Source organism: Paenibacillus sp. GYB003 (assembly GCF_036577625.1).
Lineage (GTDB): Bacteria > Bacillota > Bacilli > Paenibacillales > NBRC-103111 > Paenibacillus_AB.
The window spans coordinates 37,178-58,969 of record NZ_JARBDC010000002.1; the positions used below are offsets into that span (position 1 = coordinate 37,178).

A 21,792-nucleotide genomic window follows, 5' to 3' on the forward strand; every position below is an offset into this window, starting at 1 on the left:
CGCGCGCCTCCTAAGGCTGGTTACGTGCCGTTTAGCTGCCGGACGACCTCGCGGAATGCGGCGATCGCCTCCTCGTCGAACCGTTTCGCATCCGCGAGCAGCGCCGCGGCTTCCAGACGGCGCTCCGTATCTTCGAGCAATCCTCGCGGCTGCTCCCAAGGGAACAATCGGTACACCCGATTGATCGTATCGCTGACGGCGCCGAAGCTTTCGATCGCATCGTCCAATGCCGGCGGCGCGTCGTCGGACAGTCGGCGCTTCGCTTCGACGAGAAACTTGCGGCCGTTCGTCCGGCACGTATCCCATTCGTGCGTATGGTAGGCGAAGTACCAGCCGTCGACCGTACCTTGGCGAAGCTCGCGGATCCAATGGTCGTAAGCCGCCGATGCGACGCGGGTATGCGGCCCGGTCAGCTTTCCGTCCGCGAAATCGACGGCCAGCGAAAGCGATTCCCGAACCGTGCGGCGGTCGTCCTCCGGCTGTCCGTCCGGCAGCATCCAGTGCAGATCGACGAGCCCGTCGCGCTCGCCGAGCGTTTGCCAGCGAATCGGCTTGACGCCGTGCCAGCAGCCGATCGTATATTCCTCCGTCGATTCCGAATAGCCTTGGACGACGCTCGTTTCCCCGTAGTCGAAATAAAAGCCGCGGCCGAAGCACGGATAGCCTTCGTCGATCTTCCGTCTCGCCGTATCCCACGCTTGCTTGCGAAGCGTCTCCAGCTCCTCCCCCTGCGCCGTGCGGCTGAACCCTTCCGTGCGGACGCCGAGGTTGTTCAGCAGCGCCACGATGCGGTCGTGCGGCAGCTCGTTTAAGATGGGCGCGTAATTTACCTGCTCCCCGACCCGGAACAGAAACGGAATCGCGATCGCTCCGTACAGCCACGGCGTATGCGCGTACGGCTTGCCCAAATATGTCAAGCAAGCGCTGTAAACGTTAATGTTGGACAAATTGCTGCGAGCCCCGTTGTACTTGTATCCTTCGAGCGATTTTCCGATTTGAACGTCCATAAGTCGATTCCTCCATGATCAAGTTGACAAGGAAAGGTCGAGACACCGGCATAACCGTTCCAATGCCGCGATTCCCGCCTCTTCCTCCGTTTTCGCCTGCGCGAGCAGCCCGACCGCCGCGCCTGAGGCGGACGGATCGCCCGGCGCGCCTCCGTCCGGAAAAGGAAACAACCCGCTCAGTGCGGCAAGCGATTCCGCAACGCGGCCGTACCGCCGCCCGGCCTCGTCGGCGAGCGCGGCGGCCGCCGTCCGGCCGTCGCCCGTCAGCTTCGGCCCGAGCCCGCGCAGGAATGCCGCCGCATGCGATCTGGCGTCCGCCGCGACACGCGCGGTGTAAGCGTTGCCGAGCGGCTGGACCGCGCCCCGGCGAAACGCATCGATCCAGCAATCGTAAGCGGTCAAGCCGCACACGTAGCCGACGAACGTAAGCTCCCCGTACGCATGCCGAATGGCCGCGCGAAGGGCGCGGCGAACCGCCTCCCATTCCGGAATCGCTTGCTCGGACGTTACGGACAGCACAAAAAGTCCTCCCGCTTCCCCTTTGCCGAGCCGATCGTACGGAATCGTCCGTTTCGCTTTCGCATCCTCCGCGTACAGCAGCTGTTCCCGATCGTCGTAGCCGTACACGAGCCCGAACTCCGGCGAAAACAAGTCCCAGCCGATAACCGGCACGCCCCGCATGATCGACTTCCGGATGAGCGCGATGCCTTTGCCCAGCATATAAGGGGTCGGCGGGACGCCGCCGTCGCCGGAATGCTCGCTTTCGAGGCCCACATTCAGCAGTCCGTCGCGGAACGCCGGCTCCCAAAAGTACATGGACGGACCGGACGCGTCGACGGACTCCGCCTCGACCGTCAGGCGGAACGCCTGGCTCGTCAATCCCATCACCTCGGTCAGCGAGCAGGCGCGCGCCCCGGTATACGGCAGCAATGCGTAAACTGCGCCCGCGAACGAAGTGCCGCACCGTTTCCACGCGCGGGAGCGAGGCCCTTTGCGAAGCGCGACGACCGCCCGCTCCAGCGCGTTCGCGTCGCGCCTCTCCCGCAAATAGTCGCGATACCGCTCGCGGCTGCGTTCCTCCTTCACCTTTTGCCGGACGCGGCTGATCGACTGGTATACGCTGTCGGTCGACGTGTCGAACAGGCGGGCGATTTCCGCGGGGGACAGCTGCTTGAAAAAATGCGCCTCGAAAACGGCGCGTTCCTTTGCCGTCAAGCAGCGAAGCAGCCGGCGAATCGTCTCGACGAACTCTTTTTGCGCCAAACGAATCGACGGATCGCCGTCCTCGCCCGCTTGTCCTCCGTCGCCGTACATATAACGCAGCAGGCTGTCCAAATCCGACCAGTCGACTTCCCGCGAATCGCCCCGAGCGGCCCATAGCCCCGTAAACGTTCGTTCCCGGCCGGAATGCTCGCCTTTCCGCAGCTTCATCAGCGCTTCGTTGCGGACGATTTGATGCAGCCACGGCAAAAACCGGTTCATGTCCGCCAGCGAACCGAGGTGCAAAAAAGCACGCAGCAGCGCCTCCTGAACGATATCCTCCGCCAAATGCGGGTCGCGCGCCACGCGGCGCGCCCAATCGAACGCTTTCGACCGGTGTCTGCGCACAAGCTCTCCGAACGCGTCCGAATCGCCGCCGCGCGCCCTTCCGATCAAATCTCCGTCCGTCGCCTCATGCTTCATGCTTTCGGTTGACCTCCTCGACTATATAGATGCATGGGCGTCTCCGTTTCTGAGCCGTTTTTCGCAAAGTTTCAAAAAAAATGGACGCAAACGGAAAAACACACTCGTCCGTTCCGCGGAACGCGACGAATGTGTCGGCAAGCTGACGTTTTTCCAGTCATGATCGGCGATTACTCCGCCCGAATCGGGTAGTCGACGACAACGACATTGTCGAGAATCCCGTCCAGCATGCGGACGAACTGCCGATGAACCGGATGCGGCCCGTATTGGCGCAGCGCCTCCCGGTCCCGGAACGTAATGCGAAGGCCGAGCGAGTAGCCGTGCCTATTGTCCGTTTCCTCCGTCACGTTCACGCCGGCCGTCAGGTCGACGATGCCGGGAATGCGCTCTTTGAAAGACAGCAGCGTATCGAGCAGCCGCTGTTCCGTCTCCGGTTCGTATTTGTCGTTGAATTTGAAGCATACCAAATGCTCGAACATCGTTACTCCTCCTGTTTGTTCGCGAAATCCGTCCATGTACGTTAATCCGCCGCCATGCGCGAGTAGCCTTCCTCCCGCATATACGTTTCCAGCTCGTCGTACGTCTCAAACGCCGCATCGAGATTGAGTCCGGCGTACACGTACCATAAATCGTCCTCGAAACGCGCCTCCAGCACGTGCTTGTTCGGGCCGATCCACCGTTCCCGCTTCGGTTGCCGGCTTGCCTCGCCGCGTACGTCCGGGGCCGCCGACAGCGAGCGGATCGACTGCTCGACGACGGCGCGCAGCTCGTCCTCCGAAAAATCGCGAACGTTGACGAAGCCTTTTTCGTCTGTCCGGTACCCTTGCAGCAGCCCGCCGTAAACGAAGCCGTTGCCGTTCGGATGCAGATGATAGGCGACCGTTTTTTTGTCGCGAGCGCTTTCTTCGTAATGGTAATTGACCCGCCCGAGCGATACGTGCTTGCGCCGCAGCTGCGGGAACGAATCCAAGATCGCCAGCTTTTGTTCGAAACTGAGCATGCTTCGATTGCCTCCAAAGGATAGAAATTGGTTTCGATCCGGCGCGACGATCGCGGCTCGAACCCGATCGCGGCGACCGCTTGTCCGCCATGCCGGATCGTCAAACGGTCTCGCGCGGGCTCGGACGGAATCGATCGGCGCCGGAGTTCTCGTTATCGCGCGTTTCCCTCTCCGGACCGGTCGGCCGGATCTTCGCCGGAATGCGCGGCGTCGCAGGACGATTCGTACCCGTGCAGCACCGCGGCGAGCAGGCCGGGAAACCGGGCTTCCAGATCGTCCGAGCGTATCGACAGAAACCGCTGCGTGCCGTGCATCCGGACGCGGACGACGCCGGCTTCCCGCAGCGTCCGGGAATGATGGGACAGCGTCGATTTGACGACCGGAACGTCCATATCGCCGCAGGTGCGCTCCCCCGCCTTGTACAGCTCGGCGACGAGATACAGCCTGACGGGATCGCTCAAAGCGTACAGCACCGATGTCAATTGAATGTCGTCACGGTCGGGATGATGTAATGGTTTCATGCCGGGACCCCCTTTTTTCCATGAAAACCGATGATTGAATTTTATCATATCGCGTGTTATATTTCTATTGTTCGATTATCATCGAATATTAGAACATAAAGCGAGGGATCGTCATGTCAACAGCTTCTCCTGAAACGACGGCTCGTTTTCCCGGGCAAGCGGCCGTCCGGGAACGGGCGATAACCGCCATGCTCGGCGCCGCGATCGTCATGGTCATTATGAACACGATGATGTTCAATTTGGCGCTGCCGAGCGTTTCGCGCGACTTCGGCATGTCGACCTCCGTCGTCTCCTGGATCGTGACCGGCTACTCGATCGTGTTCGCGATAGCCTCCATTACATACAGCCGGTTGGCCGATTTCATTCCGATCCGCCGGTTGTTCGTAATCGGGCTGTTATCGCTCAGCCTGGCGGCGATTGTCGGCTGCTTCAGCAACAGCTTCGCGCTGCTGCTCGCCGTCCGCATCGTGCAGGCGTCCGGGGCCGGTGCGATTCCGGCTTTGTCGCTCGTCCTCGTCAGCCGCTATATTCCGCTCGAACGTCGCGGCAAGGCGATGGCCGCGATCATGTCGGCCGCATCGCTCGGACTCGGGCTCGGCCCGGTCGCCGGTGGCGCCATCGTGCAGCTGCTCGGCTGGCATTATTTATTCGTCGTCACGGCGTTAACGCTGCTGCTCGTTCCCGCGTTCGCGAAGCTGATTCCGGAAGAAACGCCGCGACAAGGCACGTTCGACGTTTGGGGCGCCGCGTTCGTCGGCATAGGGACGACCGGACTGCTGCTGTTTTTGACGACGCAATCGTGGCTCGCCTTAACGATCGGCGTCGTATCGCTCATCCTGTTCGCCGCGCGCATCCGCACGGCCGCCGATCCTTTCGTGCAGCCGTCGCTGTTCGCGAACCGGCCGTATTTGACGCTTGGCGCCGTGGGGATCGGCGCGTACTTGTGCAGCTTCGCGACATTGTTCATCATGCCGCAAATATTGCTGAACTTATACGGGTTGAGCGCGATCGAAGCGGGACTCGTCATTTTCCCGGGCTCGCTGCTCGCCATGCTTCTTTCGCGCAAAGTAGGCGCCATGATCGACCGGTTCGGCAACGGAGGCATCATTCGCAACGCCCCGCTGCTCCTCCTGGCTTCCGCAGTGCTGTTCGCGTTGTTCGCGGGGACGACCTATATCGCGATCCTGCTCATTTACATGCTGCTCAGCGTCGCGTTCACGTTCCTGACGAGCAGCATCTCGAACGAAATGTCGCGCATATTGGACTCGCGGCAAATCGGTTCGGGCCTCGGGCTGTTCCAGCTGCTGCAATTTTTCAGCGGCGCGTTCGGCGTCGCGGCAACGGCCAGCGCGATGGCCGTCCAGCAGCGGCTGCCGCAGCGAATCGCCTACGGCAACATTTATTGGGGAATGGCGGTCATCGCGCTGGCGGCGATCGTTTGCGCGTACTTGTACCGGCGGTCGACGGCCGCCGCGGCCGGGCGCGCCGGCGCGAAGGCGTGAAGGCGTGAAGACGTGAAGGCGTAAACGGAACGAAGCGGGCCGCTTCGGGCTCCGACTGATTCCATGACCGGCGCTTACGAATCGTGTTAACGTTATTTAGGCCGATTTCTAGCCTGATTCGTTTTAACGAATCCGAGTATCGTTATTTGGCTCAAACTCGCTCCGGAAGCCGCAATATCCGATGAATAAGACCTGCCCGGTTCATTACGCTAATGTATGATTCATTTTGACGCAAATAAGGGTTCTACGGTTCGTTAGGCTCGATCGGCTATCGGTGCGGGGCGCGGTTGAAAAAGCCGAGAGTGGTCGGAGGCGGGCGCGATCGTCGGCTTCCCCGGCACTCCCCTTATACAAACAAACAAGCGGCTAGCGCGTGGCGCTGGCCGCTTGTTTGTTTGCTGCTCCTAACTGTCGGAGCCGCCTTTACAGCTCGAAATCGACGACGATGCTGTCGACGCGGCCGACCTCCCGGATAAACGCGGCGACTTCCTGATGCCTGGGGTTCGGTCCGTACGCCTCCAACGCCGCCCGGTTTTCGAAGCGGACGGACAAGACGACTTGATGGCCTTGGCTTTTGTCCGAAAAGTTAAGGCCGGCTTGCAGGTCGACGACGCCGGTCAAATGGCCGCGCAGCGCCTTGAAGCGCGAGACGACCTCGGCGAGCTGCTCCGGCGTCGTCGACGGTCCGAACTTGACGAGCACGATATGATCGATCATGGCTGCTGTCCTCTTTTCTATGTATAAGTCATGTCCACTATACCATGTGTGACGGCGAAAATCGATCGGCTGTCGCGCGGAGCCGAGGCCGCGCCGGTTAGGCGAAATGCCGGTTTGGGCTCCGCTTCTTCGCCATTCCGCCCCGGAACGCTCTGTCCGTCGTATTGACGGACGACTTCTTCGTAGCCGGAATGCGCCTGTGCTTGTCCCTCCGGACTACGGAAGCCGGTCATCCTGCCGCCCGGATCGATCGATAGCGTTGTCCCGCTTCCGCTCCCCGCCGATCATCGTCCACTCGACCTCGAATTCGTCGTTCAGCAAAACGAGGTCGGCGCGGCAGCCCGGAGCGATGCGCCCCGCGTCCCGCAAGCCGAGAATGTCGGCCGGGGTCGTGCTGGCCATGCGGACCGCTTCCGTCAGCGGAATGCCGAGCTCGGTCGTATACCGGAGCGCCTTGTTCATCGTGACGGTGCTCGAAGCGAGCGTGCCGTCCCGGAGACAGGCGACGCCGTCCTTCACCCGGACGAGATGGCCTCCGAACGTATACGTTCCGTCGCCGAGCCCCATCGCCTGGAGCGCGTCCGTGATCAGCACCATTTTGTCCGCGCCTTTGACGCGGTGCATCAGGCGCACGATCGCCGGATGGAGATGAACATGGTCGACGATCGCCTGCAGGCTGACGTGCTCTTCCTCGAACGCCGCGACGACAAGCCCCGGGTCGCGGTGATGGATCGGCCGCATCCCGTTGAAGCAGTGCGTGACGTGGCTCGCCCCTTCGGCGAACGCCCGCTTCGCCTCCTCGTACGTGGCGTCCGAATGCGCGACCGCGACGATCGCTCCCCGCTCCCGCAAAAAGGCGATCATTTCCGTGCCGCCGGGCAGCTCCGGGGCGATCGTCACCATGCGGATCAGCCCGTCCGCCTCGTCGAATATCCGTTTCATCTCGCCGATGTCCGGATGCCGCAAATAAGCTTCGTTCTGCATCCCTTTGCGCTTCGCGTTCAAATACGGGCCCTCGAGATGGAGCCCGGCGATCGACGCCCCCTTCTCGCGTCCGACCGTCCGCTTCACGCTGCGAATCATGGCGAGCAGCGAGTCCAGATCGGAGCTGACCGACGTCGCCAAAAAAGAGGTGCAGCCGGTTTCGGCGCACGCCCGCGACACTTGCTGGACGCTTTCTTCCGTGCCGTCCATCATGTCGCAGCCGTTCGCCCCGTGAATATGAACGTCGATCATGCCCGGAACGAGCAGCATCCCTTGTCCGTCGATTCGCTCGGCATCGGGGACAAGTCCCGTCCAGGCGGCCTCTCCCGACCCGATCCGCTCGATGCGCCCGTCCGCGACAAGGACGGCGGCGGACGGCACGATCGACGTTTCGGTTACGGCGCGAACGTTCGTAACGATTTTGCGATTCATGGTGCAACAGCTCCCTTCGGTAAATGGCCGAACTTTGCGTTTGGCCGCTCTATCGCTGCGCGGCCTGTGATATAGTAGAAAGAAACGACAAAAAAGGAACGATATCGTCCTATGACCGCTACCCGTACCGAAAACGGTCTTCCCGCGCCCGAAAACCGAAGCTACGTCCGCCGTTTGGCCGAAGTCGGGCTCGCGTCGGCAAAGCTCGGCCTCACTTCGTTCGGCGGCCCGATCGCTCATATCGGCTATTTTCATCACGAATACGTACGAAGGCGGAAATGGCTGGACGAGCGCGGCTACGCCGACCTGGTCGCCCTATGCCAATTTCTCCCCGGACCGGCCAGCAGCCAGGTCGGCATCGGCGTCGGCCTGATCCGCGCCGGGCTGCTCGGCGGCGCGATCGCCTGGCTCGGCTTTACGCTGCCGTCCGCGGTCGCGCTCGCATTGTTCGCGATCGTGTGGCAAAGCTTCGATATCGCCGGGGCCGGACCGATTCACGGACTGCATCTGGCCGCCGTCGCCATCGTCGCCCAAGCCGTGCTCGGCATGGGACAAAAGCTGGCGCAGGGCCGCAGCCGGGCGACGATCGCCGTCTGCGCCGCCGCCGTCGCGCTGCTGTGGCCGTCCGCGCTCGGTCAAGTCGCCGCCATCGCAGGCGCCGCCTTGATCGGATGGTTGCTATACGCGAAGGAGCAGCCGGCGGACGACGCCCCCGCGCTGCAGGTCCCGGTCGGACGAAAAACCGCGGTCGTCTGCCTCGCGTTGTTCGCCGCGCTGCTCGTCGCTCTTCCGCTCGCGCGACTGGCCGCTCCCGGCGTCTGGCTGTCGATGATCGACAGCTTTTACCGGTCGGGCTCGCTCGTGTTCGGCGGCGGCCACGTCGTCCTTCCGCTGCTCGAGCGCGAGTTCGTGCCGGCCGGCTCGATCGCGCGGGAGTCGTTTTTGGCCGGCTACGGCGCCGCGCAAGCCGTCCCGGGACCGCTGTTCACGTTCGCCGCTTACATCGGAGCGGCGATGAAAGGCGCGGCGGGAGCGGTCGTGGCAACGATCGCGATCTTTTTGCCGGCCTTTTTGCTCGTTGTCGGCTGCCTGCCATACTGGAATTCGCTGCGCCGCTATCCGGCCGCGCAAGCCGCCATGGCCGGAGCGAACGCGGCCGTCGTCGGCATCCTGCTCGCGGCCCTGTACAGCCCGCTGTCGGTCGCCGCGGTCGGCAAGCCGGCCGACTTCGCGCTGGCGGCCGTCCTGTACGCCGCGCTCGCCTTCTGGAAGCTGCCGCCGTGGCTCGTCGTGCTGGCTGGCGCTTTAGGCGGCTCGCTGGTCGCGGCGCTATAGCCTGCCGGGAAAGGCGATTCGCGTGCCGGCCGCGACCTCGTTCGGCGGACGCTCCGGAAACAGCCACAAGGCGGGAGTGTCGCGAATCGCCGGAATGTCCAGCTCGAACGGGCCGTCCGGCAGCCGCTCCGCCCGCAAATAAAGCCGGTTGCCGTCCACCCGGATCGATTCGGTGCGGGCTCGCCGGTACTCGCCCCGTTCGTGGATGCCGAACCGGTCCGCCAGCTTCCGGCAGCTGTCCGGGTCGATCCGTTTATTGAAGCCGATCAGCAGCTCCGACCCGGAAAGCCGCGTTCCGTAAAACGGAAACGGTGCCGTCTCGTACATCGTGCCGCCGATATGGAATTCGTAAGCGGTCCACGACGAATAGCGGAGACTCCGCGCCGTTTGATGGAATACGTGCAGCCACTCCCGGCCTTTGACCATGTTCCGCGCCGAACCGATGTCCGCCTGCACCGCAAGCGGAATGTCCGGGAAGGCGCGCCGGATGGTCCGGACGAACGGCTCGTACCGTCGGACGTAATCGCCCGGCAGCGACGGCTTCGTCCAGTCCGGCCAATGCGTTTGCAGCACGTGCAAGTCCGGCCTCACCCGCGCGATCATCGCCGGGGCGTCCAAGCCCTGCATTTCCCGCAGCCGCTCGACCGAATCCGCTCCGGCGTCGACGGCGAGCGACCAGGTCGCGACCGCGATATCGGGGCGGACCGAACGCGCCCCCCCGCTCCCGTTGATCATCTCGTCGAGAAAGCCGTTCACCGCTTCGACCCGAAACCGGACCCAGGCGTCGTAACCGGCTTTGTTCGTCTTGTAATAGTTCGGCGACCGGCGATTGACGAAGTCCGGCATCTCCATTCCGTACGCCCGCTTGAACGCTTTTGCGGCGAGCGGCCCCACGTCGCCGTATACGCCCCGCCGGATCCCGTCCCATTCCGGAAAATACGGCTCGGCGATTTCGATGCCGTCGAACCGGTAATTCGACAGCACGTCCGCGATCGCCCGCTTTTTCCAGGCTACGTACCGCTCGCTGAAATACGAGAACCGCTTGTAGCCGTCGTCGCACGGCTTGAGCAGCCCCATCTGCCAATCCGGCCAATCGTCCGGATACCCTTCCGTCGAAAACGTGCCGTTGCCGAGCACAAGCGCCCATACGAACATGCCCCGGGAGCGAAACGCCTCGATCAGCTCGCCCTTGACGTTTTTCTCGCTGACGATAAAATAGCGGACGATCGAATAGCCCGCCGATTGGATTTCTTCGGCGACGCTGTCGGGCGACCGGTCCGCATAGTACGGGAACAGCGGATCGAATTGGATGCTCGGACCGAATACGCCTCTTTCCTTATTCGACATGCGCATCTTCCACGCCTCCTTTCACCGCAACACCCGGATCCGGCCGGGTCCGATAATACCGTTGTATTCGGACGCGGGCGATCGTATGCGATCGTCGCGGCGCAAAAGCCGGGTAGGCGATTCGCCCCCGGCTTCTTTATCATGATGTCCTCGTTACGCGCCGCCGTGAAGCTTGTGCAAAAACAGCGTCGCGTTCATATACCGCCTCGCGAGCGACTGGAAGTAAGACGTCTGCACCGACACCATCGCGATGAACACCGTATTGCCGACCGCCTCCTGCTGGTCGCGGCTGAGCGATTGGAGCGTTTCCGCGAATTTGCCGGAAATATCTTTGAGCATATGCTCCAGCATATGGTCGTGGTTTCGTTTCCCGGATTCGTGCCCCGATAAGTCCAGCACCTGGTCGTTGTTTTGGTCGAGCTCCTCGAATATCGAGGAATAGGCGGCGTACAGCCGCAGTGGGCCGATCAAATCGTCCTCGTCGTTCTGCGGATCGCCCAAAACGAGCGTCAGCAGCTTGCGGATCGATTCGAAATCGAGCGTCGCCTTCAAATCGTCGATCATGAACAGGACGGCGGTTTGATCGATCGAATATTTTTTTCCGTTGCGGGGCGGGCCGATCAAGTCTTTGAAGTCCCGCTTCACCCAATTTTGCATCGACGTCACCGAATAATGGCTGTATTCGATTTGATTCCCCAGGGCGACGATATCCGTCAGCGAAAACCCTTCCCCCGTCTGCTTCATCTTGATAATTTTTTCGAAAATGGGCGGGAGCGACGTCGAAACGAACGCTCCGAGCGTTTTGCCGTGCTCCACGTCCGTTTTGTGCGCTTTCGCCCACGCTTCCTGCAGCATGGCGATCGGAGTTTTGTCCGTCTCCCCTTTCAGAGACAGCAGCAAACCGGCCATCTGCTTGCGCGTTAAATAGAACGTCTCCACGCGTTTCTCCCTCCCGCAAATTTCAAGTTCATATGAACTTATGATAAGACTTAGCCGGAAGAATGTCAAAGCCCGCCCGAAAATAAAAGAGCGGGATGCCCGTCGCCCCGCCCAACGGCGAATTTGCCCGTTTTTCCGCTCATACAGGTCGATTCCGGCTTTGCACTTCGGAAGACGGTTTCGTATTATAGGTTCATAAGAACTTATATAGATGGAGTTCTAAAAAATATTTCATCCGAAATGGAGGACGGAATGATTACTCTCAATTTGTTGTTGGTCGCTTTGTTGATCGCCCTCACCGCGTTTTTCGTGGCGACCGAGTTCGCCATCGTCAAGCTTCGCGCAAGCCGCATCGACCAGCTCGTGCAGGAAGGGCGCAAAAACGCCGACGCGGTGAAAAAAGTGACCGACAACCTGGACGGCTATTTGTCCGCCTGTCAGCTCGGCATTACGATTACGGCGCTCGGCCTGGGATGGCTCGGCGAGCCGACGGTCGAGAAGCTGCTGCATCCGGTGCTGGAGCCGCTCCACTTGCCCGGCGAGGCGATTTCGTTTTTGTCGTTTCTGGTCGCGTTCCTGCTCATGACCTATATCCACGTCGTGCTCGGCGAGCTTGCGCCGAAAACGGTCGCCATCCATAAGGCGGAACGGATCGCGCTGATCACGGCGAAACCGATCATGTTTTTTTACAAAGCGATGTACCCGTTCATTTGGTTGTTGAACGGCTCGGCCAATGCGCTCGTCCGCCTGTTCGGCATGAAGCCGGCCAAGGAGCACGAAGAAGCGGCCTCGGAAGAGGAGCTGCGCATCATTTTGACCGAAAGCTACGAAAGCGGAAAAATTAACAATACCGAGTACGGATACGTCAGCCGCATTTTCGCCTTCGACGAAATGCTCGCCCGCGAAATTATGGTGCCTCGTACCGATATGGTTTGCTTATATTTGGAACATAATACGGAAGAAAACTTGCGCATCGTCAAAGAAGAACAGTACACCCGCTTTCCGGTAGCCGGCCATGACAAGGACGAAATCGTCGGCATGGTCAACACGAAGCAGCTTTTTTTGCGGCTCGGCGACAACCCGAATCTCGAGCTGTCCGAGTTGATTCTCCCGGTCATGAGAGCCCCGGATACGATTCCGATCAAGACGCTGCTGCGGAACATGCAGCGGGAGCGCGTCCATATGGCCGTGCTGATGGACGAATACGGCGGCACGTCGGGGATGATTACGATCGAGGACATTTTGGAGGAAATCGTCGGTGAAATTCGCGACGAGTTCGACGAGGAGGAGCGCCAGGAAATCGAACCGATCGACGATCGAAGATGGATCGTGGACGGGAAAGTGTCGATCGGTCATTTGAACGATCTGCTCGGCATCCGCATCGAAAGCGACGGTCCGGATACGATCGGCGGATGGCTGTACGGTCTGAATGCGGATTTGAAGAAGGGCGGCGAGTGGCATTTCCGCAACTATACGTTCGTCGTCCGCGAGAAGGATCGGCACCGCATCCGCAAAGTGGAAATCGTGAAGCACGATTTGCCCGAACAAGAGTCTTTCGAAACCGCCGCCAATCGAGGAGAATGAAATGGGTACGACTTGGGAGCTTCTTAAGAAAGGCAATACTTCGTCGCTGATGGCGGCGCTGGGCAATGCGGGCGTCGCGGTCGTGAAAGGAATCGGCGCCGCTATGAGCGGAAGCGGCGCCATGTTCGCCTCGGCGATGCATTCGGTCGCCGACGCCGTCAATCAAGGCTTCGTGTTCGCGGGCAGCGTGCTGGCGGAGCGCAAGCCGACGAAACGGTTTCCGACCGGCTTCGGCCGCGTCATCAATTTATTTTGCATGGCGGCGGTGCTCGTCGTATCGTTTATGGCTTACGAAACGATACGGGAAGGCATTCACCTGCTCGCCCACCCGGCGGCGGCGACGAGCTTTTGGCTGAACTTCTGGATTTTGCTCGTCGCGATCGTCATCGACGGCGCCATTTTGTGGAAGGCGATGAAAGAAATTAACCGGGAAGCCCGCGTCGAAGTGAAAGGCGCGTCCGTCATCCCCTCGGCGTTCCGCAACGTCGGGCGCGCGGCGCCGCCGACCCGGCTCGTGTTCTATGAAGATATCGTTGCGACGCTCGGGGCGACGCTCGCCTTGATCGCCGTCGTCGTGACGCAGTTTTCCGATTTCGCGCTGCTCGACGGCGTCGCTACGATATTGATCGGCTATCTGATGATCGTCGTGGCGTTCAAGGTCGGGTACGACAATATGGTCGGTTTGATCGGCGTAGCCGCTCCGAAGGACGTGGAGACGAAAGTGGCCGAGCTGCTGCTGTCCGATCCCGACGTTCGCGACATCAACCGGCTGCGCGTGCTGCAGGAAGGGCGGGCTTATCACGTCGAAGGCTACGTCGAGCTTCGCGTCGGACTTTCGCTCGCCGACGCCGACGATATCAAGCTGCGGCTCACGATGCTGCTGCTCCGCGACCCGGACATAACCGACGTGACGCTCGGCATATTGGAGGAAGACGGCGTCCGCACCTGGAATGCGGCGCCGTCGTGACGAAGTGGAAAGCGTCGAAGCTGCAGCCCGGCGGCATCCCGACGAAGTAGACGGCATTCGCATGTGGAGCCCGGCCGCCTCCTTCGAAATAGAATGCATTCGCATATGGAGCCCGGCAAAGTCCTGTCCAAGAAGGCTGCGAGTCGATCGCAGCCTTTTTTCGTCAGAAGGCAATGGCATTGCGAGCGATCCAGTCGCACATACTTCTTTTCCACGCAGGAAATTACAGGAATTCCTCCCGCTATTTATCAGCCCGTTCGGAATCCGTTGGGGATAAAGGGAAAAGCTCCTGTTAAATCGGCCTTACATGGGACAAAAGCGCAATTTCGGCGAGAATAACGGGAGGTTTTCCTTTACATGCTCCTAAAACGGGACCCCCGGCTAAATTACCGGGAGGAATGGACTTCTGTCAAGAAAGTGGACACTGCATTCTGAGAATTACGGTACAGCCGCGGCTTGACATGGAGCCTCCGGCGGGCATGACTTCTCGCGATCGGGCGATGCCTATTGGACCATAGCATCGCTGCGGCTAGCCAGCCTATCATGCCCGCCCCTCCATGTAAAGCCCCTTTAGCAAACTTGAACGTTTTTTCTGTCACCCCCACTATGAAATAGGGCTGCAAAACGAACCGGCGACATGTAGCCGAGTGCACTGTGGATCCGTTTTCGATTGTAAAAGAACTCGATGTATCGATACATTTCTTCATATGCTTGTTCCTTGGTCTTCATTTTTTTGCAGTATATCAATTCTTTCTTCAGTATGCTGTGAAACGACTCGATGCAGGCGTTATCGTAACAGTTACCCTTGCGGCTCATACTGGCTGTCATGTTGTACGATTCCAACTTGCTCCGGTAATCTGCAGACGCATATTGCGAGCCGCGATCGGAATGGTGGATAAGCCCCTTTTTCGGCTTCTTGGCCTTATACGCGTCCTCCAGTGCCTGGAGAACGAGTTCGGCCGTCATTCGATCTCCAAGCCCAAGCCCCCAGCCCACAATTTCTCGCGTACAGAGGTCCATAATGCTGGCCAGGTACAATCGGCCTTCTCGGCATGGGATGTACGTAATATCCGCTACCCACACCCGATTCGGCTCCGGTACGGTAAACTCTTGATTGAGCACATTAGGCGCAATGGGAAGGTCATGCTTGGAATCGGTAGTTGTCGCCCTGAACTTTCGTGCGACGCAGGATCGCAGGTTCATTTCTTTCATGTATTTGCTCACCGTACGCTCACTTACATGCAGGCCTTCTAGCTTCAGCATATGGGTAATTTTCGGACTGCCGTACCGTTTCTCGGAATCGTAGAAATGAAACCGGATTCGCTCCTGCACCTTGGCTTTGCGTACCTTTTGAGGGCTCGGTTTTGTCGCCCTCCATTTGTAATAACCGCTCCTGGAAACCTCAAGCACTTCGCACATCTTCTCCACTCGAAACTCGGAGCGATGATTTTCGATGAATCGGAACTTCAGTTCCTTGGTTTGCTGAAGATGTGCATGGCTTTTTTTAAGATGGACAGCTCCTCGCGCAGGTCTAGGTTCTCGCGCTCTTTTTCTTGATTTTCACGTTCCATTTCTTGTAAACGTCGCTCCAGTTCGCGTATCTTTTCGCGGCTATCCACCTCTATCTCATTCTTGAAGTCTCGATACTTCGCTACCCAATCATACAGGGTACCTACTGGAATATTGAGTTCCTCCGCAATCTGCTGAGTCGTCTTTGTTTGTTCTTGAATGTACTTAACGGTTTGTTTCTTAAACTCTTCGTTATACCGTTGCCTCACTTCTCCCATACATAGGACACTCCTTTCGTTAAGTTTCATTCTTAACGTGTGTCCACTTTTTATTCTAGTCGCAGAATTCCCGCTCATTCGGCCTGTTCGATGCACGGTTTTGGCCGAGGCTGTCCATAGGCGGCGATGGGATTGCCTGTTTCTACGGGTCGTCGGAGCGATTGAGCGGCAATGTCCGGCCCGCGTCTGTCCGCCCTATTCTATTCGAGCCTATGCGGATTGCGCTATAATGGGAAAAGCATACGAATGACGCGGAGGGACCGCATGTCCGAAACGAAACGAATCGATTGCATGAAATGCCGGCACTTCTACATCACGTGGGACCCGAAATTTCCGAACGGCTGCAAAGCGTTCGGCTTCAAGACGCAGTCGCTGCCGAGCCGCGACGTGTTGGCGTCGTCCGGCAAGCCGTGCCTGACGTTCGAAGCGAAAGCGAAGGCGGGACGTTAGCGGCACCCGGCAAAACGTCGCATGTTCGCTCCGATCCATGCTCAAGCACCGCTTCATATACACCCGGCTGTTCCGGGCTAATGCGCCTTTGATCCCGCCGACGACCACGGCGAACGCCATCTCCGCTAACGTTGCTTTCCTGCCAAAAGCAAAAGGCGCCTTCCGAAAAAGGCGCCTTTCGCTCGCGCGTATCGCGTTCGCCGTATAGTCCGCTCATGCTCGATCCATCGTTTTGCAGCTTCCGTCCCGGCGGCCGATGATGACGCGATGGGCCATGGACAGGAAAAGTCCGTTGTCGACGACGCCGGGAATGCCGTTGATCGCCCGATGAAGCTCATCCGGCCGCTCGATCGTCCCGAATCGGCAGTCGGCGATCCAATGGCCGTTGTCGGTTTCGAATTCGCGGCCGTCCGCAAGCCTGACAGCGGCGGCGCAGCCGAGCGACTCCAGCTTCGCGATCGTCTGGCGCGTGCCGAACGGCACGATTTCGACGGGAAGCGGAAACGCGCCGAGACGCCGCACGAGCTTGCTTTCGTCGGCTACGACGACGAACGTCCGGCTCGCCGCCGCGACGATTTTTTCCCGCAGGAGCGCCCCGCCTCCTCCTTTGATCAAGCTCAGATCGGGATCGATCTCGTCCGCTCCGTCGATCGTCATATCGATCCGCTCGACGTCGTCGAGCCGCACGATCGGAATGCCTAGCCGGATCGCGAGCGATTCCGAGCTTTCCGACGTTGCGACCGCCCGAACGTTCAAGCCGCCCTGGACGAATTCGCCGATTTTATGAATCGCCCAGTAGGCGGTCGAGCCCGTTCCGAGACCGACGACCATGCCGTCCTCGATCAGGCGGACGGCCGCTTCGGCGGCAAGCCGCTTCATGTTCGTCGCATCCATCGCAGCACCTCCCAGCTTATAGCACGGTCAACAGCGGCCAATGCTCTTTCCATCTTTTTGCCCGCACCCGTTCCAAAACATACGTCCGGTCCCCGAACAGCGGGCTTTGCCTGACGATCATGCCGAACAAGTCATCCAGGCCGTGCGGGGCGCATATCGCGATCGCATTGCCGGCATCGACCATGACGCCGACGGCGGTCGCGGTTTCCGGCCACCGGGCGAGCGAGTCGGCAACGGACCGGTAAGGCGCTTCGCCGTTGCGCACATGCATCCTCGCCTGATTTTTGACGGACCACGCCTCGTTTCCCGTTTCGCGAATCAATTCGTATTCAAGCGTAACGTCCCGTTCTTCGGACAAATCGTCCGGATCGTAATACACGACATCGATATCGTGATGCTTGCCGCGATCTTCGTACCCGTGCAGACGGTCCCAGACGTAGTTGCGGATGCGCCCCGCCGCCACGAAGCATTGAGGCAAGTCCAGGCGGCGCGCGGCGTGCAGATCGTTCATCAGCCGTTCGTTTTCCCGCAGGAAGCGGATTAAAAGCTGCTCGTGCAAATCGTTCCCCACTTTCGGCTCATAATGCCAGCGTTACGCATTCGTTTCGACGCCTGTCCGGCGAAAACCTTTTTGTCCGCGCCGAAAAATCCGTTTTAACCGTTCTCGCCAAGCGCTACGATTGTCCGGCCCCCGACGGGGCTTTTGCCCGTCCTTCTCCGAACAGCGGCAGCAAAAGCAGCCCCCCGAAGACGAACAATAGCCCGCTCAAGCCAAATACGGCGAACAACGAGAACGACTGCTTGAGCGCGCCCGCCGCCGACATGCCGACGACCATCATCCCCATAAAAAGCGGACTGAGCGCGCCTCCGACGCGACCGACGAAAGCCGCTTCCGTGTTGCGCAATATCATCGTATTGATGCCGACGAGAATGGTCGGATAAACAAAGCCGGTTACCGCTCGAAGCGCCAGCGTAAGCGGGATGCTGTCCGACCAGCCGATCCCGACCGTCCCGACCGCGCTGACGACAAGACCGGTCGCCAGAAGCGCCTGCGGACTGATCTTTTTCGCCGCGCTCATCATGACCGCTCCGCCGACCAGCATCGCCGCGCCGTTCACCATAATGAGCCACTGCAAAAACGGTTTGTCCGATTGCAAATTTTCGAGCGCGACGTACAGCATGAGCGGTTGAATGAGACCGACCGCCAGGCCGGACGCCGCGAACGAGCCGCCGAGCAGCCGCAGCGTGCGGTTCGACCAGACATAGCGCAAGCCGTCCGTCATCTCTTGTTTGAAGCTTCCCGCCGATGCCGCGCCCCTTTCCTCGTCGCGAGGGAGGAACGACAAAATGAATGCGGACGCGAGGAACATGACGACCGTAATGCCGATCGACACTTCGATACCGTACGTCTGGTAGACGAACGTGCCGATCGCCGGACCGATAACCGTAAAAACGGTCATCGCCGTTTGGTACATCGCCATCGTGCCCTGAAGCTGCTCCTCCGGCACATGCCGCTTGAACAGCTTCATCGCCGACGGCTGCGAAAATTGCGATAAAATCGCGGAGCACAGCGCAGCGAAAAGCAACGCATGCCACGATCCGAGGATTACGACGAGCAGCACGACGAGTACGGAAACGGCCGACAGCACGTCGCACCAAATCATCGTTCGCTTCGGTCGCCATCGGTCGGCGAACGTGCCGCCGATTATGGCGAAAACGAAAATCGGCGCGAACTCGGCGACTGAAATGAGCGACACATAAAGCGGGTCGTTGTTCGTCATGTCGGTCACGTACAGCAAAATGGCGAAGTTTCGGACCCATATGCCGAGCTGCAGCACGGTCCGGGACAATAGAATCGTTCCGACGTATCGATTGCGTAACAAAATGAATGCAACTCCTATCTGGCGTCCGGTCGGAAGACTGCAGTTCTTCGGACCGCATGTCGCTGCGCAGCACCGTCAACAACGTCAACATGAACATCGTCATTTTATAGACGTTTATGTTTAATGTTTGTTTGACAATAGATATATTACAGTTGTGTCTATATAAAAGTCAATCCATTTGCAATAAAAAGATCCCGTTCGCACAAGGAACGGGATCTGATTTACCATATAGCGAATGCGACTTTCTGTACCAAAAACAAACAACCGCTCAAACGCGAATACACCTCTCGTCGAAAAGCTTCGATCAGCAGCTTTTTAAAACGCCAGCTGTCCGCCGTCGACGACGATCGTTTCGCCCGTGATGAAGGCGGCGTCGTCCGAGGCGAGGAACGCGAATACGCCGGCGACGTCCTCCGGCCTGCCGACGCGGCCGAGCGGAATTTTGTCCCGTACGTACCGCTCCACGAATTCGGCGTCGTCGATCGCCTCGGACATCGGCGTTTGGATATAGCCCGGGCAGACGGCATTGACCCGGATCCCTTTGCAGCCGAGCTCGACCGCCATCGTCTTCGTCAGCAGCACGACGCCGCCCTTCGAGGCGTTGTAGTGCGCATAGCCGGCTTCGCCGACGAGTCCGTTCGTCGAAGCCATATTGACGATCGCACCGCCGCCCTGCTCCGCCATCCGTTTGGCGGTCGCTTGAGCGACCCAGAACATGCCGTTCAGGTTGACGTCGATTATTTTTTTCCACCGGTCCGGCTTAATGTCCAGCACCGGCTCTTCCCAGGCGATGCCCGCGTTGTTGACGAGCACGTCGATCCGGCCGAACCGGTTCGCGGCTGCGGCAACGGCCGCTTCGACGCGGCGCTCGTCGGACACGTCGACGATGTACCGTTCCGCCTCGACGCCTTCGGCTGCAAGCTCGTCGGCCGTTTGCCGCAGGTCGGCCTCCACGTCGGACAGCAGCGCGAGCTTGGCGCCTTCGGCGGCGAAACGGCGGGCGATCGCTTTGCCGATCCCGCGGCCCGCGCCGGTTACGAGAACGACTTTCCCGGCGAATCGGTTCATGTCCCTCGCTCCTTTCCGTTCGGCGCCTCGGCGATCGCGTCGATTTCGACCAGTATGCCGTCAAGGCCACCTTCGTAACACGTTCGGGCGGGCATCGGCTCGCGAAAATAAGTCCGGTACACGTCGTTAAATTTGTCGAAATCGCCGATATGCCGCAAAATGACGTTCACTTTCACGACATCGTCCATCGTGCAGCCGGCCGCGGCCAATATGCGTTCGATATTCCGCAGCGTCAGCCCGGTCTGCTCTTCGATCGTTTCGCCGACAACGTTTCCGTGCAAATCGAGCGGGCCTTGTCCCGATACGAAAACGAACCCTCCCGACAAGACGGCCTGGGAGTACGGCCCGTCGCCGGCGAAAGCTTCCCGCGTGCGAATCGCTCGTCTCATGCTTATTCTCCTTCCCGAATATCGGATATGCCGCACCATTCGACGATCGTGCGGGCGTACAGCTCGGTCAGCCGCAGCAGCGACTCCACCTCCACGTACTCGTCCGCCGCGTGCGCGTTCGCTCCGGACGGGCCGAGCACGACGGCCGGCGTCGGGCTGTGCAGATTGAAGACGAACGCGTCGCAGGCGAACGGCGCTCCGCGAACGTCCGGCGCCGCGCCGCAAACGTCCGCCGCCTCCGTTCCGATCACGGACAGGAGCGGGAAGTCCGGCGGCAGCTCGCTGCCCGGCAAGAAGCGGATCATTTTGCGGAATTCGGGCATTTGCGCTTCCGGAAACATCGCCGCGAACCGTTCCGTCAGCTCGAGCCTCAGCTGCTCCTCGGTCGTCCGCGGGTAGCATTCGACCCATATGTCCAGTTCGGCGCTTTCCGGTCCGACGTCGCACAGCGCCGCCGATAAATCGCCCGCCGCCGCCCGCGCCGGTATTGCGGGCAAGCCCGACGTATCGCCGGAGTACCACGGCGCCGGACCGGGAACGCCGCTTTTTTGCCGCTCGAACCGTTCCAGAAAGACGAGAAACTTGCCGACGTCGTACAGCGGATTGTGCAGCGTTTCGCCGCTGAACGCAAGGCCCGTCTTGCCCCGAAACGTCAGCCGCCACAGCGCACCGCCGCGCGTCGCGGGACATACGGCCATGTTCGTCGGCTCGGGTATGATCGCCGCGTCGGCGTTATAGCCCATGAGCCGCCCGGCAAGCGTGCCGTTCGCTCCGCCGAATTCCTCGTCGACGACCGATTCGATCGTCACGTCGCCGGCGAGCCGCAAGCCGAGCTCGCGCAAGCAGCTTACGGCCATGATCGAAGCGGCGAGCCCGCCCTTCATGTCGAAGGCGCCGAGCCCGTACAGCCTGCCGTCCGCCACGCGCGGCTCCCACGGCGAGCCGGTCCAGCCCGGCGCGGCGACCGCCGTGTCCGTATGGCTCGAAAACAGCAGCGACCGCCCGCCGCCGCGGCCTCGCCACCGTCCGGCCGCATTGGGTCGCAAGGCGTAGGTTTTGCCGGGAAAATAGGCGGGATGGCCGCGAAAGCCGGGCGCCTCCTCCGGCGAATACAGCCTCGTCTCCAGGCCGATTTGCTCCATGACGCCCGCCACGAACGTTTGGCATTCGCGCTCCGTCCCGTCCGTAACGAGATTGACCGTATTGAACCGGATCAAGTCCGACGTCAGCCCGACGATGTCGTCGCGATGCCCGGCGACCCAGCGGGCGATGTTTTTCTTTACGCTGCCGTTGTCCAGCGCCG

Annotated in this window: 20 protein-coding genes and 1 pseudogene; 5 read left to right on the forward strand and 16 right to left on the reverse strand. The window is 60.2% G+C overall.

The annotated features are described in order from the left end of the window. Positions 1-20: 20 nt before the first annotated feature. The 5 genes from PV407_RS02265 to PV407_RS02285 all read right to left on the reverse strand — a co-directional run bounded on the left by PV407_RS02265 (position 21) and on the right by PV407_RS02285 (position 4,211). Positions 21-1,007 (reverse strand): hypothetical protein, encoded by a 987-nt coding sequence (locus tag PV407_RS02265; protein WP_332088240.1) that lies wholly within the window; start codon positions 1,005-1,007, stop codon positions 21-23. 18 nt (positions 1,008-1,025) lie between these two features. Next, positions 1,026-2,690 carry an RNA polymerase sigma factor gene (locus tag PV407_RS02270; protein ID WP_332088242.1) on the reverse strand — a complete coding sequence of 555 codons (1,665 nt, stop codon included), beginning with the start codon at positions 2,688-2,690 and terminating at the stop codon, positions 1,026-1,028. A gap of 170 nt (positions 2,691-2,860) precedes the next feature. Next, entirely contained in the window at positions 2,861-3,169 is a 309-nt protein-coding gene (locus PV407_RS02275) for a Dabb family protein (protein WP_332088243.1), read from the reverse strand. Positions 3,170-3,210: 41 nt separating this feature from the next. Beyond that, a complete protein-coding gene (locus PV407_RS02280) occupies positions 3,211-3,690 on the reverse strand; it encodes a hypothetical protein (RefSeq protein ID WP_332088244.1) in 480 nt (159 codons plus the stop codon). Between the two features lie 152 nt (positions 3,691-3,842). After that, positions 3,843-4,211 carry an ArsR/SmtB family transcription factor gene (locus PV407_RS02285; protein ID WP_332088245.1) on the reverse strand — a complete coding sequence of 123 codons (369 nt, stop codon included), beginning with the start codon at positions 4,209-4,211 and terminating at the stop codon, positions 3,843-3,845. A gap of 113 nt (positions 4,212-4,324) precedes the next feature. On the opposite strand from PV407_RS02285, the gene PV407_RS02290 reads away from it, so the two are divergent. After that, positions 4,325-5,713, forward strand: a complete 1,389-nt coding sequence (locus PV407_RS02290) for an MFS transporter (RefSeq protein ID WP_332088246.1) — start codon at positions 4,325-4,327, stop codon at positions 5,711-5,713. 423 nt (positions 5,714-6,136) lie between these two features. On the opposite strand, the gene PV407_RS02295 is transcribed toward PV407_RS02290, so the two are convergent. Both PV407_RS02295 and nagA read right to left on the reverse strand, forming a co-directional pair. Then, on the reverse strand, positions 6,137-6,430 hold the full coding sequence (locus PV407_RS02295; protein WP_332088247.1) for a Dabb family protein: 294 nt from the start codon (positions 6,428-6,430) through the stop codon (positions 6,137-6,139). 216 nt (positions 6,431-6,646) lie between these two features. Continuing rightward, positions 6,647-7,846 carry an N-acetylglucosamine-6-phosphate deacetylase gene (gene nagA / locus PV407_RS02300; protein WP_332088248.1) on the reverse strand — a complete coding sequence of 400 codons (1,200 nt, stop codon included), beginning with the start codon at positions 7,844-7,846 and terminating at the stop codon, positions 6,647-6,649. Positions 7,847-7,957: 111 nt separating this feature from the next. Here nagA and chrA point away from each other — a divergent pair, with 111 nt between their 5' ends. Continuing rightward, on the forward strand, positions 7,958-9,181 hold the full coding sequence (gene chrA, locus PV407_RS02305; RefSeq protein ID WP_332088249.1) for a chromate efflux transporter: 1,224 nt from the start codon (positions 7,958-7,960) through the stop codon (positions 9,179-9,181). Here chrA and PV407_RS02310 read toward each other — a convergent pair. Then, positions 9,176-10,534, reverse strand: coding sequence for an N-acyl-D-glucosamine 2-epimerase (locus PV407_RS02310; RefSeq protein ID WP_332088250.1), 1,359 nt, complete (start codon positions 10,532-10,534; stop codon positions 9,176-9,178). The genes chrA and PV407_RS02310 overlap by 6 nt on opposite strands. Positions 10,535-10,681: 147 nt before the next feature. Next, positions 10,682-11,467, reverse strand: a complete 786-nt coding sequence (locus PV407_RS02315) for a DUF1836 domain-containing protein (RefSeq protein WP_332088251.1) — start codon at positions 11,465-11,467, stop codon at positions 10,682-10,684. 252 nt (positions 11,468-11,719) lie between these two features. Here PV407_RS02315 and PV407_RS02320 point away from each other — a divergent pair, with 252 nt between their 5' ends. Together PV407_RS02320 and PV407_RS02325 are read left to right on the forward strand one after the other, a co-directional pair. Continuing rightward, on the forward strand, positions 11,720-13,051 hold the full coding sequence (locus PV407_RS02320) for a hemolysin family protein (RefSeq protein WP_332088252.1): 1,332 nt from the start codon (positions 11,720-11,722) through the stop codon (positions 13,049-13,051). Position 13,052: 1 nt separating this feature from the next. Continuing rightward, positions 13,053-14,018: a cation diffusion facilitator family transporter gene (locus PV407_RS02325; protein WP_332088253.1), complete on the forward strand. Its 966-nt coding sequence runs from the start codon at positions 13,053-13,055 to the stop codon at positions 14,016-14,018. 570 nt (positions 14,019-14,588) lie between these two features. Here PV407_RS02325 and PV407_RS02330 read toward each other — a convergent pair. Continuing rightward, a pseudogene (locus PV407_RS02330) lies at positions 14,589-15,805 on the reverse strand (IS3 family transposase). Between the two features lie 264 nt (positions 15,806-16,069). Here PV407_RS02330 and PV407_RS02340 point away from each other — a divergent pair. Beyond that, entirely contained in the window at positions 16,070-16,255 is a 186-nt protein-coding gene (locus PV407_RS02340; RefSeq protein WP_332088255.1) for a uracil-DNA glycosylase, read from the forward strand. A gap of 213 nt (positions 16,256-16,468) precedes the next feature. On the opposite strand, the gene rpiA is transcribed toward PV407_RS02340, so the two are convergent. From rpiA to PV407_RS02370, 6 genes are all read right to left on the reverse strand, one after another. Then, positions 16,469-17,149 carry a ribose-5-phosphate isomerase RpiA gene (gene rpiA / locus PV407_RS02345; RefSeq protein ID WP_332088256.1) on the reverse strand — a complete coding sequence of 227 codons (681 nt, stop codon included), beginning with the start codon at positions 17,147-17,149 and terminating at the stop codon, positions 16,469-16,471. Positions 17,150-17,165: 16 nt separating this feature from the next. Next, positions 17,166-17,720, reverse strand: a complete 555-nt coding sequence (locus PV407_RS02350) for a nucleotidyltransferase family protein (protein WP_332088257.1) — start codon at positions 17,718-17,720, stop codon at positions 17,166-17,168. Between the two features lie 103 nt (positions 17,721-17,823). Then, positions 17,824-19,032, reverse strand: coding sequence for an MFS transporter (locus PV407_RS02355; RefSeq protein ID WP_332088258.1), 1,209 nt, complete (start codon positions 19,030-19,032; stop codon positions 17,824-17,826). Between the two features lie 315 nt (positions 19,033-19,347). Further along, positions 19,348-20,100 carry an SDR family NAD(P)-dependent oxidoreductase gene (locus tag PV407_RS02360; RefSeq protein WP_332088260.1) on the reverse strand — a complete coding sequence of 251 codons (753 nt, stop codon included), beginning with the start codon at positions 20,098-20,100 and terminating at the stop codon, positions 19,348-19,350. Further along, positions 20,097-20,489 (reverse strand): RidA family protein, encoded by a 393-nt coding sequence (locus PV407_RS02365; RefSeq protein WP_332088261.1) that lies wholly within the window; start codon positions 20,487-20,489, stop codon positions 20,097-20,099. The genes PV407_RS02360 and PV407_RS02365 overlap by 4 nt, the downstream gene beginning before the upstream one ends. Positions 20,490-20,491: 2 nt before the next feature. Continuing rightward, on the reverse strand, positions 20,492-21,706 hold the full coding sequence (locus PV407_RS02370) for a M20 family metallopeptidase (RefSeq protein WP_332088262.1): 1,215 nt from the start codon (positions 21,704-21,706) through the stop codon (positions 20,492-20,494). Between the last annotated feature and the right edge of the window lie 86 nt (positions 21,707-21,792).

Coding starts and splice junctions, on each gene's coding strand:
- PV407_RS02265 (WP_332088240.1), bottom strand. CDS start 1,007: ATGGACGTTCAAATCGGAAAATCGCTCGAAGGATACAAGTACAACGGG.
- PV407_RS02270 (WP_332088242.1), bottom strand. CDS start 2,690: ATGAAGCATGAGGCGACGGACGGAGATTTGATCGGAAGGGCGCGCGGC.
- PV407_RS02275 (WP_332088243.1), bottom strand. CDS start 3,169: ATGTTCGAGCATTTGGTATGCTTCAAATTCAACGACAAATACGAACCG.
- PV407_RS02280 (WP_332088244.1), bottom strand. CDS start 3,690: ATGCTCAGTTTCGAACAAAAGCTGGCGATCTTGGATTCGTTCCCGCAG.
- PV407_RS02285 (WP_332088245.1), bottom strand. CDS start 4,211: ATGAAACCATTACATCATCCCGACCGTGACGACATTCAATTGACATCG.
- PV407_RS02290 (WP_332088246.1), top strand. CDS start 4,325: ATGTCAACAGCTTCTCCTGAAACGACGGCTCGTTTTCCCGGGCAAGCG.
- PV407_RS02295 (WP_332088247.1), bottom strand. CDS start 6,430: ATGATCGATCATATCGTGCTCGTCAAGTTCGGACCGTCGACGACGCCG.
- nagA (WP_332088248.1), bottom strand. CDS start 7,846: ATGAATCGCAAAATCGTTACGAACGTTCGCGCCGTAACCGAAACGTCG.
- chrA (WP_332088249.1), top strand. CDS start 7,958: ATGACCGCTACCCGTACCGAAAACGGTCTTCCCGCGCCCGAAAACCGA.
- PV407_RS02310 (WP_332088250.1), bottom strand. CDS start 10,534: ATGCGCATGTCGAATAAGGAAAGAGGCGTATTCGGTCCGAGCATCCAA.
- PV407_RS02320 (WP_332088252.1), top strand. CDS start 11,720: ATGATTACTCTCAATTTGTTGTTGGTCGCTTTGTTGATCGCCCTCACC.
- PV407_RS02325 (WP_332088253.1), top strand. CDS start 13,053: ATGGGTACGACTTGGGAGCTTCTTAAGAAAGGCAATACTTCGTCGCTG.
- PV407_RS02340 (WP_332088255.1), top strand. CDS start 16,070: ATGTCCGAAACGAAACGAATCGATTGCATGAAATGCCGGCACTTCTAC.
- rpiA (WP_332088256.1), bottom strand. CDS start 17,149: ATGGATGCGACGAACATGAAGCGGCTTGCCGCCGAAGCGGCCGTCCGC.
- PV407_RS02360 (WP_332088260.1), bottom strand. CDS start 20,100: ATGAACCGATTCGCCGGGAAAGTCGTTCTCGTAACCGGCGCGGGCCGC.
- PV407_RS02365 (WP_332088261.1), bottom strand. CDS start 20,489: ATGAGACGAGCGATTCGCACGCGGGAAGCTTTCGCCGGCGACGGGCCG.